The following is a 13,458-nucleotide window of genomic DNA, read 5'->3' as shown; positions in this document are numbered from 1 at the left end:
GTCCGCGACGTCCTCGCCTGCGGGCACCTCCACGTAGCGCATGCCCGTCTCCACCTCATAGAAGAGGAGGTCGAGCGGGCTCACGTAGTCCTCGTCCGTCTCCTTGGCGCGCGAGCGAGAGCAGGGTCACCACGCCCGAGAGCGAGCGGTCCTCGCGCGGGCAGTGCTTGACCAGGTAGCCGATGAGCGCCACGTAGAGCAGGCGCTCAGCGTTCTCCCAGAAGGAGTCGGCGGCGTGGCGGTCGTCGCCGGAGGTGTTGGCGATGAGGCAGCCCACGAGCTCCAGGATGTCCGCCTCGTCCTCGACGTAGGCGATGGGGTTGTAGTGGAGGGACTTCGTGAAGTCGATGGTGTCGAACGCGAGCACCCTGTAGCCGCGCTCCTCCAAAAGGCCTCCTGCCATGGGGAGCGTCTGGCCCTTGGGGTCGGTCACGAAGTAGCTGGCGTTCGCCTGCATGATGTTGGGGAGCAGGTCGAAGAAGGTCTTGCCGGAGCCCGAGCCTCCCACGACCGCGCGGTTGAGGTTGCGCTGCCATAGGCTGCCGACGTTGGCTGCCTTGGCGTCGAGCGCCATGCGCACGTCGCGCGAGAGGATGACGTTGTTCTCGGGGTGCTTTGTGTCTGCGAATTTGCGGGTCTCGTTGGGCTTCGCCCAGCGGGCGCTGCCGTGCTCCTCGCCGGCGCGCTCGGCCCGCCCGTGCGTGAGCGAGTAGGCCCAGAGGGCCCAGACGCCGCAGGCGGCAACGAGCCCCGACGCGAGCGGGGCGGCCCCTCCGTGGAGGATTCCGTTCTGCGCGATGAATGCAGGCAATGCTCCTAGTGCCTGGTTGAGGTTTCCCATGAAAGGGCCAGGAAGCGTGGTTAAACATGAGACGTAGGCGTCCGCGACGACGAACGCTGCCGCCGACCCTGCGGCTGCGATTGCGAGCATGGCCTTGGAGACGGCGCTCATCGAGTGCCCTTCTCCCGGTCGGGCGCCGGCCTCTCGCGCACGCGCGTGTGCCCGCGTTCGCTTTCCAGTGCCTCGGACGCCTTGCGGGCCTCCTTGGCGCGCTCCTCAAGGGGCCGCTCGTCGCGGACCCTCTCGGCCTCGCGCCCGAGCCGCTCAAGGGCTTTCGCCTTGGCGGCCTCGGTCTCGCGCGAGAGCTCGTCGAGCCCCTGCCAGACCTCCTAGGCGTCCGAGACGTGGAAGAGCAGGTACTCCTTGTCCAGCTGCTCGTCGGCGAACCAAGCGGTATTGACGCCGTGGGCCCTGAGCTTCGCCTCGATAATCTCCTTGATGCCGTCGTAGTCGTCGAGCGCGCGGAACTCGTACATATCGAGCTTCGCGTACTCCACGGGCGCGGCACCGCCTCTCGTCTTCTCTTGAGCGGTAGTTGATTTCGCATGCTCCAGGGCGGCATGCAGGCCGTCGGCGCGCCGGATCATGGCGGCGGCGCCCATGCACTCCGCGAATCGCGTGAGGTCGTCCAGTATCTTCTGCCCGGAGTCGTCACCGTAGTCGTCTGCCATCAGGCACCGCCTCCCTCTGCCACGTCACCGAGGACGAGGGAGAAGGGCGAGCGCCTCGGCGTCGCCCTTCTCCTCGGCCAGGCGCCTGAGGTCGGCGGCGATTGCCTCGGGGTTCTCGGCGATGGACCTCTCCACGCACGAGAGGAACGCCCACCAGTCGTCGTGGGCGTCCATGATCTCCTTGCTCCTGTGCTTCAAAAGGCACAGGGCCACCTCGCGCGCGGTCGCGCGCGCCTCGTCACCCGGCGCTTTCCCCATCACCTGCGCACCTGCCTGAGGTCGGACATGCCGGCACCGGAGCCGAACTCCTCTATCACCTGGCGGCGGCGCTCGACGATCTCGTCGAAGCGCTCCTTCTCGACGAAGCAGACGAGGTCGATGTCCAAGACCAGCGCGAACTCCACGAGCTCGGCCGCCGTGAGCGTGCGGTTGCCGCGCAGGCTCTCGCTCAGGGCGTTGGGGGTCATGCCCGCGCGGCGTGCCAGCGTCGCTATGGACATGCCCGACATCTCCCGGGCGAGCGCGATCTTGCTCGCGATGTACCTGTTGAGTTCCATGGTTCACTCCTGCCTTCCGACCGCACGGCGTCGTGCCGGTCACGGCTTGGAGCGTCTATGTCGCTGCAGCCTCCCGGTCGGATGGCAGGAAGGTAGCGGCTCGCAGGGGTCCCGTGCGAATTCCACCTTCGATTCGAGGGTTCCCGCTCGGAGTCAGAGTGACCAGGCTCGGCCACGGGCTTTTCGTCTTGCTCCGCTGAAGGCCCCTGGCGCGCGCCCTGGGTGCCGCTTCACGGCGGTTCGACGTGCGTCTGGGAGCCCCCGTGCGAGGGTGCTCGAGAAAATTCTATCCGAGGGGCGGATCTCCCGTTTCCTTGAGCTCCACGAGCGCCCAGATGTCGCGGCAGATGCAGTAGCGCGCGACGTGGCCGTAGTTCGAGCGGTCCGGATGGCGGTAGCCTTCGGCATTAGTCCTGATCACGGGTGCGATGATTCCCTTGTCACGCAGCTCCGTCATGCCACGCGCCACCTGGTACTTCGTGAGTCCCGTACGCGCGCAGACCTCGTTGCTCGACATGACGCCTATCCTGCCGTCGGAAAAGATCGCATGGCAGAGCGCCGCCATGACCGCCCAGCCGTTCCTGCCGACCTGCCGCGCGACGAGGACGCCCACGAGGGCATCGGGCAGGATCGTGAAGCTCTGCTTGGCGTACAGGGCGAAGGTGCTTTCCTTCCTCGCCCCACTTAGCCCTCGTCTACCGACTTGCATACCACGGCCTGGTCCGCGAATTGCCGCTTTACGAACTCATCGCATGCGCCGCTGCTCGTTCGCCAGGCCTTGCGGATCCTGAACGCGCGCAACTCGCCACTATTGACCAGCCTGAGCACCGTGGAAAGCGAGGCGTTCAGGTACTCCGCCGCCTGCGCGAGGGTGAGAATCTCCCCCTCCGAGCTTGTCCTTGCTTCGCTCTTCTCCTCCATGGGAATCCTCCCGCCTCCGTTGCTTCTGATTCGTCTCTAGTGAGCACGCTATGTCAGAAGGCGCGCAATAGGCAGGAATCGCTGCAAATTAGAGTGGAAGCGCTTCGAGGTGATGCGATGGGGGATTGCGACGTCTGTTGAAAACTCGGGCGGTTTGAGCCCTTCTCGGGCCATTTCTTTTTAAAAATTCAAAGAGAAGTTCAGAACGGTTGCGCCAGAGCGCAAATTCACCCTTAGTTGCTTGCGCTGGAGCGCAAAAGAGGTTTCTCTGGGCCGCAACCATATTTGCGCCAGGGCGCATGTTAATAACTACTGCTTGCGCCACACCGCAACCAGAAGCCGGTTTTCGTGGCGTTTTTGGCTACTCGCGAAAAATTTTTGGCGGTAAAATGTCGGTCAGGTTGGCGGTCAGATGTCGGTCAAAAGAAAACCCCGACCTGTTTTCGCAGTTCAGGGCTGTAATTTTGGTCGCGGGGGCTGGATTTGAACCAACGACCTCCGGGTTATGAGCCCGGCGAGCTACCAACTGCTCCACCCCGCAATATGCGTTGCACCTCAGTGCAAATAATAAATATAATTGCTTCCTTGGACTGAGTCAAATCTACTACGTTTTCTACACACTTAATCATATTAACATACCAGTCGACGTGGATACATTGCTGGTGGCAGGTAAATAGAGACCATGCAGTAAACCAAACATCACTGATCCATGGGAATCGTTCTACCCTCTTGAATCATTTTACTTGGTATTCATCGATGTACCTATCCTCGAGATGCTCTAAGAAAGCACTAATAGGTAAAAATGGGCTCTTCGGTAGTTTGTGTGGGTAGCCCGCCATAGCTTTGCGCAGCTCGCATGCAGAAAACACGCAGTCTCAAGACGAACGGCCGCGCGAGGGGCCGCCCCGCGCCGTTTTCCCAAAGGATTTCACTTCGTCAAATGCATCCGATGCAAAGGGAGGCAGGCGTATGGGAACGATTCTGCACTACGTCCTGTCGCTTGTGAAGACTGTCGTGGTGGGGGCCGCGATAAGGGGGACTCGATAGTCGTGCGGGTGAGGCCGCACAGGCGCGAGCAGCTGAGGTGCCCGGTGTGCGGGCGCCGCTGCAGCTGCCACGACCACGTGCCGGCGAGGCGGTGGAGGGCGATGGAGCTCGCCTCCTCGAGGTGCTACCTTAAGTAGCGCCCCGCACGCGTGAGCTGCCCCGAGCACGGCGTGCATGAGGAGAGGGTGCCATGGGCAAGGGCGGCATCGAGGGTCACCCGCGACTTTAAGGAGTGGGTGGCGTGCCTCGCTGTTCACAGCCCGCTCTTATGGACTGCAAGGCTGGCCAGGATCGAGTGGAAGAGCGTGGGCGGCATCTGCAGGCGGGTGTAGGAGGAGATCGAGGCTGCACGCGGACAGGGCCACATCGACGGCCTGAGGCACAAAGGCATAAGACAAGACGAGCTACAAGAAGGGCCACAGATACCTCACGGCCGTTGTCGACCATGATCTGGGATGCCTCGTTTGGGCACAGGAGGGATACGGCAAGGAGGTGCTGTCGCTTTTCCTGGACGGGCTTACGCGCGAGCAGAAAAGCTCGATCGAGGTCGTCACGGCAGACGCAGCGAAGTGGATAGAAGAGCTACTCTGGCGTCGCTGCCCCAATGCAAGATGGGTCATGGACCCCTTCCATGTGGTCGAATGGATAAACGATGTGCTCGAGCGGGTGAGGCGCGACGAATGGCAGGCAGCGCGCCAGGCAGACAGGCAGGCGAGGGCCGCCGAGCCCAGGGCGCAGCACGTACCGGGGAGCTCAGGGAGCGTGCGCGCAGCCTCTCGGCGGATGCCTTTCGCATTAAGGGGAGCAGCTATGCGCTCGCGAAGAACCCCTAAGGACCTGAGCGCGCGGCAGAGGGAGCGGCTCTTAGAGCTGAAGCGCGCAGAGGGCCATCTTGCACGTGCATGGACGCTCAAGGAGGATCTTGAGGGCCATCTTCCGCGCAAAGGATGCGCATGAGGCACAAGGGCTGCACGACAGCTGGCTGAAGGCCACCGCATACTGCAGGATCGCGCCCGTCGTCGCAGTCGAGAAGAAGGTGAGGCGCAGGCGTGCTGACGTGATAGCCGCCGTCGAGCTCGGAACCGGCAACGGGCGCGTCGAGAGCATCAACAACAAGATCAAGGTCACCATAGCCAGCGGATACGGATTTTGCAACACTGACAACCTCTGAGCGCTGATCATGCTGCGCTGCCCCGACCTGCAGCCTGCGCTGCCCTGGGAGGACAGGGCCGAGGAGAAGCGGAAGAGGGACGAGCGCAAGCGGAAGGACCGGGAACGCGACAGGAAGAGGAGCAAGGAGAGGGCAGACAAGGCGAAGGCTGCCTAGCCGAGCTCCGGGCCACACAAACTACCGAAGACTCTAAAAATGACTGAGGACCTCCAGCATAACCGCAGGAGTTCCTGTCGCCTCCAAACCGTACAATGAGGATACAAGGTTGATGCATCCGAGAGGGCAAAGAAAGAGATGGTAAAGGGGCATGCAGGCGCTCTGAGTAGGCGCGAATGCGAGAGCAAAGAGACATTGATGGGCCTTTTGGAGAGGTTCTCAGACGAGGAGTCGTGCGAGGGGAGGCTTATCGAGGAGAAGGTCTCCGGCGGCTTTGTCTGCCCCGTATAGGTAAAATGAGCTCATCCACTCTATTGCCGGGTGTGTCAGCTGTTATACAAAAGGAGTAGCCATGCAATACGTGATTGCACTCTTGATCGGTTATGCCTGCGGTAACTTCCTTACCGCTGATGTTGTCTGCCGTCACGTGGTTCACAAGAGCGTCTTCGACGTAGGCGTTGGCAATCCAGGCATGGCAAACGTGGGGCATGAACTAGGCACAAAATGGGCCCTCGTCGTACTTGCGGGAGACATCCTGAAGTTTGTGCTCGGTATGTCCCTCACCTGGATTTTCTTCGGCCACACGCTTCCTCTGATGCTAGTATCCGGCTTAGGCGTGACCTGTGGCCACAACTTCCCGATTTGGCACCACTTCAAGGGTGGCAAAGGGGTCACAACAACCTGTTCGACGATCATCTTCTCTGACCCCGTGTGGGGAACTATCGCCAGCCTTATCGGCTTTGCCACGGTGCTCGGTTCTGAATACCTCTGCGTCGGGGCTCTGGTGATTCCTGTCTCCTATCTCATTATCCTGCTCATCCGGGGCACAGACGTGCTTTCGCTGCTTGCCGCACTGGCACTCTCCCTCATTATGCTGGAAGAGCATCTCCCAGCGATCCTTGAGATCAAGAGCGGTACTACACCGAAAGCACACATTGCCCTGACAGTCAAATCAAAGTTCCATCGTTAGCGTTACTCGTCGTCTTGTGGGAACTTAACACCGATCTGTCTGCGGATCTCATCAGATACTGCAAGCACATTGAGCGTGTTCTGCTGGTGCTCAAACACTGTCTTATCGTTCTCTTTGTCACCCAGTACTGCGTTGGCAAAGACCTGTACTTCAAAGACCATATCGTTCTTTGGTACCTCGAGATTAATATCTTCAGCTTTACCGTTACCCCGGCTACCGAAGGCCTCACCGGAGCTCACATATGGGATAAAGCGGAACTTGTACGGCAATGATGCCTCATCCCACAAAAGCGTACCGGCATCGCCTTCAAGCTGTGAGGAGAGATAATCGTTGGACACCTTGCCGTAGGAAATATCAATAAGGAATAACGGATAGGTTAGGATCGCCTCTCCCGCAAGATCAATCAGTGTATACGGATCGTTGTCGCATTTTGGCTCCACCTTGTGGGTAAGCGCACTCGCTTTGACTGATTCAGGCTTACCGAAGAGCTGCATCACCTCTTCAAGTGGATAAACGCCGATATCCATCAGTGAGCCTGCTGCCATGTACGGATCGAAGATGTTGACACCCTCCCCCGCCTTCAGCTTTGCAATACGTGAGGTAATCTTCGAGAAGCGGATGGTGCCCTTTCTCGGAGTTCCCACACGCTCGATCAGCTCCTGGAGCTTCTCCGGTCCTGGGCCAAAGGTGTTGCGTGCCGCTTCAAGGGCCACGACATGCTTTTCACGGGCAAGGTCAATGAGCTCCTGTCCGAGCTTCTGGTTTGCCGCAAAGGACTTCTCCACCAGAACGTGCTTGCCAGCTTCAATCATCTGTTTTGCCTGTTTGGCATGCAGCCCGTTCGGCGTCGCGATGTAGACGGCGTCTACCTCATCCGATTCTGCCAGATCATCGAGGGAATCAAACCAGAGGGAGACACCATGTGCCTCCGCAAAGGCTTTTGCATCTTCAAGCTTGCGCGAATATGCTGCGGCATATGTAGCCTTCTCCACCTGAGACAGCGCATCCAAAAAGAGCTCTGTAATGTGACTTCTGCCGATTGTCGCGACTCTCACTTTCGCCATCCTTTAGGTCCTTTCATTCAAGAGATATCTATGGTTACTTTCAGCATACCCACGAAGCAAGGCAGAGTGTTACAGCAAATCGGCTAAATTGGACGCTGCCCATACGGAGGGCACAACCTCCGGATTCTGAGGCACCTCATACCAGAAAGGCCTCCCATCTATTCAAAATGGGAGGCCCTTCAATACGAGATGGAATCCATGCGATTCAACCGCATTACTTCGTCGGTGGATTACTGGGCAAGATAGCCGCCGTCAATATAGAGGTGCGTACCGGTGGTGAATTCGTTCTCGACGAGAAACATAACGCCGTGGGCAATCTCTTCAGGCTTACCGAGCCGACCAAGTGGATGCAAAGCGGCCAAACGCTCCATGCCTTCCTTACCCTTGGTTTCCCCGTTCACCGCGCCACTATAGACATAGCCGGGGTTCACGGCGTTCACACGGATGTTATACTCGGCAAGCGTCAAGGCGACGGATTGCGTCAGCAGGTTTACGCCGCCCTTAGAAGCGTTGTAGGAAGGCAGATTCGGATCACCAACAGATCCCTCGATCGATGAGGTACTCACAATAGCCCCACCATGGTCCTGTTGCTCCATCTGCTGGGCTGCGTACTTGACAACGTTATTGAAGTCATCGTCACCCATCTGGTCAACCGGATGGACACTGTCGATACCGGTGTTGTTGTATATGATATCGATGGAATCATAGGTCTTCACGGCAAAATCAATCAGGTCCTTGGCTTGCTTAGGATCGCTGGCATCGGTTCTGTGAAAAGAAACCATTCGGGGATACTGCCTTCAATTCCTCAAACGCTTTAGCACCGCGCTCCTCGTCACGTCCGGCAATAACCACCTTGGCGCCCTTCTCGAGAACAAGCCCAATTTGCATAGCTGTGCTGGCTACATGACCTGCCTTGCGTAGAAGTCCCTGTATCTGAGCACTTCTCGGCAGCACATGGCGCACCCCAGCATCCAAGTGACCTCCTCGTCCATGGTGTCGCTGACATTCCAGAAGACTCATCAAAGGTCGAGCCATCCTCTGGATGTCGGCTGCCCTGAAGCCGCTGTAGGACCTCAGGAGACTCTTGAGTAGGTTGCATTCCTGGTTGACCATGTCCTAGGAATTCTCCCTGTCGGGGAACCTGCGGCATGCCTTAGCGCCCTGCATCTTACTCCTAAGGCCCAAGCGCTCTGCGAGGATGCCTTACAACTTTTCCCTGTCATACACGAGCACGGTGCCTTGCGCGATATACCCACCGAAGGCATCCCATGTCCTCTTCCGACTCGTCTTCCCGCATTCATCGGCCAGATGAAGCGATGCCCCGTGCACATTGGCGGAGATGCCTATGCAGATCTTGTTCCTGGAGAGGCCCCTCGAAGCACTGCCGTGGGGGGGGTGATGACCTGTGTCAATATTTCGGACGGCAGATTGTCAAGCTGAGTGCAACATCTCCCTAAAGACCTCGTTGGCTGTCCTATATCCAAGGACCTTCCTCGGCCTGTCGCAGATCAGCTCCACCGCATGCTGGACCTCCTCGTCCGTAACCTTGCCGAAGTCGGTGCCCTTAGGGAAACGATGATTAATGCCCTATGACGTGCCTGAGGGGACCGACCACACGACTTTTCGCGGCCGGTATGCGGGGAAGGCAGAAAAGGATGCTCATCCAGCACGTGCAGGAGCCGCTATCCTTACATCTGTCCTGCCCCATGCACCGCAAGAAGGCTCCAAGACAGATCAAGCGACTCTGGGAGCCGGGAGGTGCAGCCTGCCGGCAAAAGATGCACATGGGTAAGGTTTGCAAGGGCGAGGCAGACTCGAGTGTGCAGGCATCTTCTCTATCCCCTAGTAGCGCTTCCTTAAGGGGCAGAAGCGCCGCTTCACGATAAGGAAGGGATGCTTCTGCCTTTGAGCGGCCGGAGGCCTTCCTGGACTCGATGCCTTTCTCGGACAAGAGTGCACAGGCAAGGCCCTTTATGGTCGAAGGCTTCCTTGCGACACTCCAGCGCATAGATGAGAGGTGTGGGTCTTTATGCGTCGGCAGATTGTCAAGCTGAGTGTAACATCTCCCTAAAGACCTCGTTGGCTGTCCTGTATTTCAGGACCTTCCTTGCCCTGTCGCAGATCAGCTCCACTGCATGCTGCACCTCCTCGTCTGTGACCTTGCCGAAGTCGCTGCCCTTAGGGGAAGAACTCCCGCAGGAGCCCGTTGGTGTTCTTAACTGTTAGCTTCTGCCATAGATGGTGAGGGTCGCAGAAGTAGAACTGCACGCCTCAAAGGGCATCTGTGACATCTGCATGCCCTGCGAGCTGCTTGCCCCTATCCGGAAGTGAGCGTCTTAAGGGGACGTCCCTGCAAAAGCCCGACCTCGGCCTTAGAGACGCTCCCGCTGTCGTGGTGGCATCTTCTCGCGGCCAAGCAGCCTCACTGCCCTGTCGGCAAGCACGAGCAGGCACACGGGTTCGCTGCCACGAGTGTGTCGTCTGCCCACTCGCTGAGACGAGACCTCTCATCGGCCTGCTTGGGCCTCTCATCCACGCTGTGTAAGATCCTGATCTTACCCCTCGTCTTAGGCCTCTTGCTGCAGACCTGCTTCCCCTTCCTGCGCAGGTGGCGCCGCACCTGGCCTTGCGGGCCGGATCCCGGCAGCTCGAGCGTGGCGGCTACGGACCTGCCGGTAAGAATAGTCGGCAGGCTCAACGACGCACCTGCCGCCACCCTCGAGCCTGAGATATAGTCTATCTCCTCCAGGGACCAGTGTCTGTCCATGATGAGCAAGCGCACCTTCTGTGCAAGCGCAGGGTCTGAAAGCCGCCTTTTCGCCCTGCATCTCCTGCGGCGCTCATCCGCCCTCCTTTTGGGCAGTACATGCCTTAAAGCGGCCGTGCCAGCCGTTCCTCTTGAGCTTGTGGCAGACGCTGGAGCTGTCCCTGCCGATCTCTGCCGCGATATAGGCAATTGGCCTTCCCTTGTGCCATGCAGCTCGGCTATGCAGTTCCTCTCCTGTAGGCTAAGATGTGTGTAGTGGCACATTCCTTTTAGCTTTCGACGTTGATTGAGACAACCAACATCGTAGCCTTCCGGAGTGTGCCACGCTTGCATTCAGCAGGCCATCCTGTTGCACTTAGAATGCTGATCCACCGTCCTTAAGGGCGCTTCGCTATACCTCTATAGCCTAAAGTCTGCATAGCAGAACCTGTCATCTTCCCTCACGAGTGCATGTGCCACAGGATATGTCAGATACATTCTAAGCGCTCGTCTCCACACCGTGCACAAGGCCGCTACCGGCGTCTACGCCAATATGCGCCTTGTATCCGATACGCCAGGCTCCCCTTTTCTTGGACTGGTGCGCTTTAAGGGTCGCGTGCATGGTCTTTGTTCTTTGTGAAGCTTTAAGGCCCAGGTGAAGGTCGCATCCACTATGGAGCCACCGCGCGCCGTGATCCCTGCCTCTTTAAGGCTATGGCGCATCTTCGCAAGTGTCGTTGCATCCGGCACCTGCGCCTGCATAAGGTCTACGTGCACAGAAGCGCTACTAGGAGTGGCAATCCAGGATAGCATCCTTAAGTTCCCTCGTCTTAAGAGAGCAAACATTACCTAAACAGGCTACATCTCAAAGCATCGTCTTTGCAGCGCACACATGCCTGACAAGAGCCTGTCAGTGGTAGCTGGGTTTCACCAGTGCAATCCAGCTATCCCACACAACGATTGCATCCATTTGCTCCAGGTGTGCCTCTCGCCTGGTCTTTCTCCTCAGACCTTAGGATGTAAGGTCCTAAAAGCTCATCTATCTGCCCATATCTTCCTTTTGGATATGCAGGAATGCGTGGATGTAGCTATACCATATCCAGAAGACAGATAGGCATCTATGTGGGTATGGGCACTGCGTGGTTCGAGACATTTTGAGCCGGTGGCATACAGCGTGTGGTCCCACTGACCTCATCGAGGCGAATCAATCATCGTTTCCCTATAGGAGCGTCCATTTTTGGCAACTAAGGGAGATATCGGTTTCAGAGGACTTGAAACAACCTTTTGCATCCTGTCGATGCTGCAACATGAAATGTTTCTGGCTTGTACAAAAATCTCTCATGGATCTTTCATCACCCTTGGATGTGAGACAGGGCCCAGAGTATGGGGGCTGCCCATACGACGGAGGCGTCCCTATACTCATTCCATCTGTGCCATACTGAACTCTGTATTCTGAAAATCTCTGAGAAAGGGAGCATATGGCAGATACAGAGAATAAAGTCCCTCCGTATTCCTCGAGAGATGAGATCCCCGAGCAATACACCTGGAACCTCACGGGACTCTATAAAACCGACGACGACTTCAAACAGGCGCTCAAGGATGTACAATCAATCCCAGAAGCGTACGCCGCTTGGAAGGACAAAGCCTTCACCTCTGGGGCGAACCTCCTCGCCTACATGAAGTTCGACGATGAGGAAACGGTTGAGCTCAGTAAGCTCTGGAACTATAGCACCTGCAAAGCTGACCAGGATACCCGCAACAGCCAGTGGCAGACCGTGTTGACACAGATGAACGACCTCGAAGCCAAAATCGAAGCTGCCAACGCCTGGTTCCAGCCCGCTCTTCTCGCTGTCAGCGACGAACAACTCGACACCTGGTACAACGAGACTGAGGGCCTCAAGCTCTACAAGCTCGCACTGGATCGTATGAGAGCACTCAAAGCTCACACCCTAGAGCCGGACGAGGAGCAGTTGCTCGCACAGGCAGACGTTCTGGAGTCACAGCCGAACACGATCTTCTCGATGCTCAATGACGCAGACCTCTCCTTCCCGGATGTCAAAGACAGCGAGGGCAACACCCACCATGTGACGCACGGTAGCTTTGTGCCGTTGCTTGAAAAGTCACCGGATAGAACACTGCGTGAGAACGCTTTCCACTCGGTGTATGGCGTCTACGGTAGCGTGAAAAACACCGCAGCTGCGGTCCTCACCGCACAGATGCAAACCTTGAAATTCTTCGCGCAGGCTCGCCACTACAGCAATTCTCTGGAGGCCTCCCTCACCCCCACCGAAGTGCCGGTCGAGGTCTACGACAATCTGATCGACTCCGTCCACAACCGCATTCAGCCCCTGCATGACTATGTTGAGCTGAGAAAGCGCGTTATGGGCGTCGATCACCTGCACTACTGGGATATCTACACCCCACTGGTGCCAGATATCAACCGCAGATACTCCTATGAGGAGGCTTGTGAGCTCATGTATAAGGCGCTCACTCCTTTGGGTGAGGATTACGTCAACACCGTTAAGCACGGTGTCGCAAGCCGCTGGATCGACGTCTTTGAGACCCCCGGCAAGCACAGCGGCGCTTACTCTGCAGACGGCTCAGGCGCTAACCCGCTGATCCTGCTGAACTTCCAAGGCACACTGGAAGACGTTTCCACCCTCTGCCATGAGATGGGTCACTCGATGCAGACCTGGCTCTCCCACAAGAACCAGCCTGTTCGCTATCGGAACTACGCGATGTTCGTCGCTGAGGTAGCTTCCACGACCAACGAATGCCTCCTTACGCATTACCTGCTGAATCAGACAGATGACAAAGCAGAGCGTACCTATCTGATCAACGAGTTCTGTGAGAACTTCAAGAGCTCCCTCTATCGTCAGACCCTCTTCGCCGAGTTTGAGCGTGACATCAACAAAGCCTGCGCAAACAACGAGGGTACCGGTGCAGAGGATATGAACCGCCTCTACGCCAAACTCAACGAGTTCTACTACGGTCCAGCCTTTGAGGACAGCTCAGAGATCGAGCTCGAGTGGGCACGCATCCCACACTTCTACTACAACTACTACGTCTACGTTTATGCGACGAGCTTCGCCGCTGCGGTGGCACTCTCCAACCGTATCCTGACCGAAGGTAAGCCGGCAGTCGACGACTACCTGAACTTCCTCTCCGGTGGCTGCTCCAAAACCCCGATCGAACTGCTCCGTGGAGCGGGTGTTGACATGGCCTCAGGCAAGGCTGTGGATTCCGCGCTTGAAGAGTTCGACAAACTTGTCAAGGAACTCAACAAGCTGCTCTAAGCGAAACACCTCACACGT

The 13,458-nt window shown here is 57.8% G+C and carries 17 protein-coding genes, 1 tRNA gene and 2 pseudogenes; 8 read left to right on the top strand and 12 right to left on the bottom strand.

Features of this window, described 5'->3' with window-relative positions; translation table 11 throughout:
* Positions 1-55: 55 nt before the first annotated feature.
* The 7 genes from J4859_RS03540 to J4859_RS03510 all read right to left on the bottom strand — a co-directional run bounded on the left by J4859_RS03540 (position 56) and on the right by J4859_RS03510 (position 3,531).
* A complete protein-coding gene (locus tag J4859_RS03540) occupies positions 56-952 on the bottom strand; it encodes a type IV secretory system conjugative DNA transfer family protein (RefSeq protein WP_212332899.1) in 897 nt (298 codons plus the stop codon).
* Positions 953-1,170: 218 nt separating this feature from the next.
* Positions 1,171-1,512 (bottom strand): hypothetical protein, encoded by a 342-nt coding sequence (locus J4859_RS03535; protein WP_212332897.1) that lies wholly within the window; start codon positions 1,510-1,512, stop codon positions 1,171-1,173.
* Positions 1,513-1,536: 24 nt separating this feature from the next.
* Complete coding sequence (locus J4859_RS03530; RefSeq protein WP_212332895.1) at positions 1,537-1,773, bottom strand: hypothetical protein; 237 nt, start codon at positions 1,771-1,773, stop codon at positions 1,537-1,539.
* Positions 1,770-2,069, bottom strand: a complete 300-nt coding sequence (locus J4859_RS03525) for a helix-turn-helix domain-containing protein (protein ID WP_212332893.1) — start codon at positions 2,067-2,069, stop codon at positions 1,770-1,772. Before J4859_RS03525 ends, J4859_RS03530 begins: the two co-directional genes overlap by 4 nt.
* A 286-nt stretch (positions 2,070-2,355) precedes the next feature.
* Positions 2,356-2,778 (bottom strand): hypothetical protein, encoded by a 423-nt coding sequence (locus J4859_RS03520; RefSeq protein WP_212329970.1) that lies wholly within the window; start codon positions 2,776-2,778, stop codon positions 2,356-2,358.
* Positions 2,754-2,990 (bottom strand): excisionase family DNA-binding protein, encoded by a 237-nt coding sequence (locus J4859_RS03515; protein WP_212332891.1) that lies wholly within the window; start codon positions 2,988-2,990, stop codon positions 2,754-2,756. The genes J4859_RS03520 and J4859_RS03515 overlap by 25 nt, the downstream gene beginning before the upstream one ends.
* Positions 2,991-3,455: 465 nt before the next feature.
* Positions 3,456-3,531, bottom strand: a tRNA-Met gene (locus tag J4859_RS03510).
* Between the two features lie 514 nt (positions 3,532-4,045).
* On the opposite strand from J4859_RS03510, the gene J4859_RS16710 reads away from it, so the two are divergent.
* The 7 genes from J4859_RS16710 (at position 4,046) to J4859_RS03480 (ending at position 6,334) form a co-directional block, all read left to right on the top strand.
* The gene (locus J4859_RS16710) at positions 4,046-4,174 is read left to right on the top strand and encodes a hypothetical protein (protein WP_256436813.1); all 129 of its coding nucleotides are present in this window, start codon (positions 4,046-4,048) and stop codon (positions 4,172-4,174) included.
* A gap of 12 nt (positions 4,175-4,186) precedes the next feature.
* Entirely contained in the window at positions 4,187-4,369 is a 183-nt protein-coding gene (locus J4859_RS17450) for a transposase family protein (protein WP_371812166.1), read from the top strand.
* A gap of 118 nt (positions 4,370-4,487) precedes the next feature.
* On the top strand, positions 4,488-4,994 hold the full coding sequence (locus J4859_RS03500; RefSeq protein WP_249113853.1) for a transposase: 507 nt from the start codon (positions 4,488-4,490) through the stop codon (positions 4,992-4,994).
* A complete protein-coding gene (locus tag J4859_RS03495; protein WP_212332887.1) occupies positions 4,960-5,208 on the top strand; it encodes a transposase in 249 nt (82 codons plus the stop codon). The genes J4859_RS03500 and J4859_RS03495 overlap by 35 nt, the downstream gene beginning before the upstream one ends.
* 9 nt (positions 5,209-5,217) lie before the next feature.
* Positions 5,218-5,364, top strand: coding sequence for a hypothetical protein (locus J4859_RS03490; protein WP_212332885.1), 147 nt, complete (start codon positions 5,218-5,220; stop codon positions 5,362-5,364).
* A gap of 138 nt (positions 5,365-5,502) precedes the next feature.
* The gene (locus J4859_RS03485) at positions 5,503-5,655 is read left to right on the top strand and encodes a hypothetical protein (RefSeq protein WP_212332884.1); all 153 of its coding nucleotides are present in this window, start codon (positions 5,503-5,505) and stop codon (positions 5,653-5,655) included.
* A gap of 61 nt (positions 5,656-5,716) precedes the next feature.
* Positions 5,717-6,334, top strand: coding sequence for a glycerol-3-phosphate acyltransferase (locus tag J4859_RS03480; RefSeq protein WP_212332883.1), 618 nt, complete (start codon positions 5,717-5,719; stop codon positions 6,332-6,334).
* Between the two features lie 2 nt (positions 6,335-6,336).
* On the opposite strand, the gene J4859_RS03475 is transcribed toward J4859_RS03480, so the two are convergent.
* The 5 genes and pseudogenes from J4859_RS03475 to J4859_RS15975 all read right to left on the bottom strand — a co-directional run.
* On the bottom strand, positions 6,337-7,398 hold the full coding sequence (locus J4859_RS03475; RefSeq protein WP_212332882.1) for a Gfo/Idh/MocA family protein: 1,062 nt from the start codon (positions 7,396-7,398) through the stop codon (positions 6,337-6,339).
* 230 nt (positions 7,399-7,628) lie between these two features.
* Entirely contained in the window at positions 7,629-8,180 is a 552-nt protein-coding gene (locus J4859_RS03470; RefSeq protein ID WP_212332881.1) for an SDR family NAD(P)-dependent oxidoreductase, read from the bottom strand.
* A gap of 649 nt (positions 8,181-8,829) precedes the next feature.
* Positions 8,830-8,970 (bottom strand): annotated as a pseudogene (locus tag J4859_RS15985) (IS30 family transposase); the annotation flags it as partial.
* Between the two features lie 850 nt (positions 8,971-9,820).
* The gene (locus tag J4859_RS03465; protein WP_212332880.1) at positions 9,821-10,165 is read right to left on the bottom strand and encodes a hypothetical protein; all 345 of its coding nucleotides are present in this window, start codon (positions 10,163-10,165) and stop codon (positions 9,821-9,823) included.
* Between the two features lie 481 nt (positions 10,166-10,646).
* Positions 10,647-10,825: pseudogene (locus J4859_RS15975) on the bottom strand (transposase); the annotation flags it as partial.
* A gap of 797 nt (positions 10,826-11,622) precedes the next feature.
* Between J4859_RS15975 and pepF the strand changes: the two are divergent.
* Positions 11,623-13,440: an oligoendopeptidase F gene (pepF, locus tag J4859_RS03460; protein ID WP_212332878.1), complete on the top strand. Its 1,818-nt coding sequence runs from the start codon at positions 11,623-11,625 to the stop codon at positions 13,438-13,440.
* The last annotated feature ends 18 nt before the right edge of the window (positions 13,441-13,458 follow it).

The sequence above is a fragment of the Atopobium sp. oral taxon 416 genome, assembly GCF_018128285.1.
Taxonomy (GTDB): domain Bacteria; phylum Actinomycetota; class Coriobacteriia; order Coriobacteriales; family Atopobiaceae; genus Olsenella_L.
This window is presented reverse-complemented; position numbering and strand designations above follow the sequence as displayed.

Excerpts from the sequence above, each read along its gene's own strand:
- J4859_RS03540 (WP_212332899.1), bottom strand. The coding sequence starts at position 952 with ATGAGCGCCGTCTCCAAGGCCATGCTCGCAATCGCAGCCGCAGGGTCG.
- J4859_RS03535 (WP_212332897.1), bottom strand. The coding sequence starts at position 1,512 with ATGGCAGACGACTACGGTGACGACTCCGGGCAGAAGATACTGGACGAC.
- J4859_RS03525 (WP_212332893.1), bottom strand. The coding sequence starts at position 2,069 with ATGGAACTCAACAGGTACATCGCGAGCAAGATCGCGCTCGCCCGGGAG.
- J4859_RS03520 (WP_212329970.1), bottom strand. The coding sequence starts at position 2,778 with ATGCAAGTCGGTAGACGAGGGCTAAGTGGGGCGAGGAAGGAAAGCACC.
- J4859_RS03515 (WP_212332891.1), bottom strand. The coding sequence starts at position 2,990 with ATGGAGGAGAAGAGCGAAGCAAGGACAAGCTCGGAGGGGGAGATTCTC.
- J4859_RS03490 (WP_212332885.1), top strand. The coding sequence starts at position 5,218 with ATGCTGCGCTGCCCCGACCTGCAGCCTGCGCTGCCCTGGGAGGACAGG.
- J4859_RS03485 (WP_212332884.1), top strand. The coding sequence starts at position 5,503 with ATGGTAAAGGGGCATGCAGGCGCTCTGAGTAGGCGCGAATGCGAGAGC.
- J4859_RS03480 (WP_212332883.1), top strand. The coding sequence starts at position 5,717 with ATGCAATACGTGATTGCACTCTTGATCGGTTATGCCTGCGGTAACTTC.
- J4859_RS03475 (WP_212332882.1), bottom strand. The coding sequence starts at position 7,398 with ATGGCGAAAGTGAGAGTCGCGACAATCGGCAGAAGTCACATTACAGAG.
- J4859_RS03470 (WP_212332881.1), bottom strand. The coding sequence starts at position 8,180 with ATGGTTTCTTTTCACAGAACCGATGCCAGCGATCCTAAGCAAGCCAAG.
- J4859_RS03465 (WP_212332880.1), bottom strand. The coding sequence starts at position 10,165 with ATGGACAGACACTGGTCCCTGGAGGAGATAGACTATATCTCAGGCTCG.
- pepF (WP_212332878.1), top strand. The coding sequence starts at position 11,623 with ATGGCAGATACAGAGAATAAAGTCCCTCCGTATTCCTCGAGAGATGAG.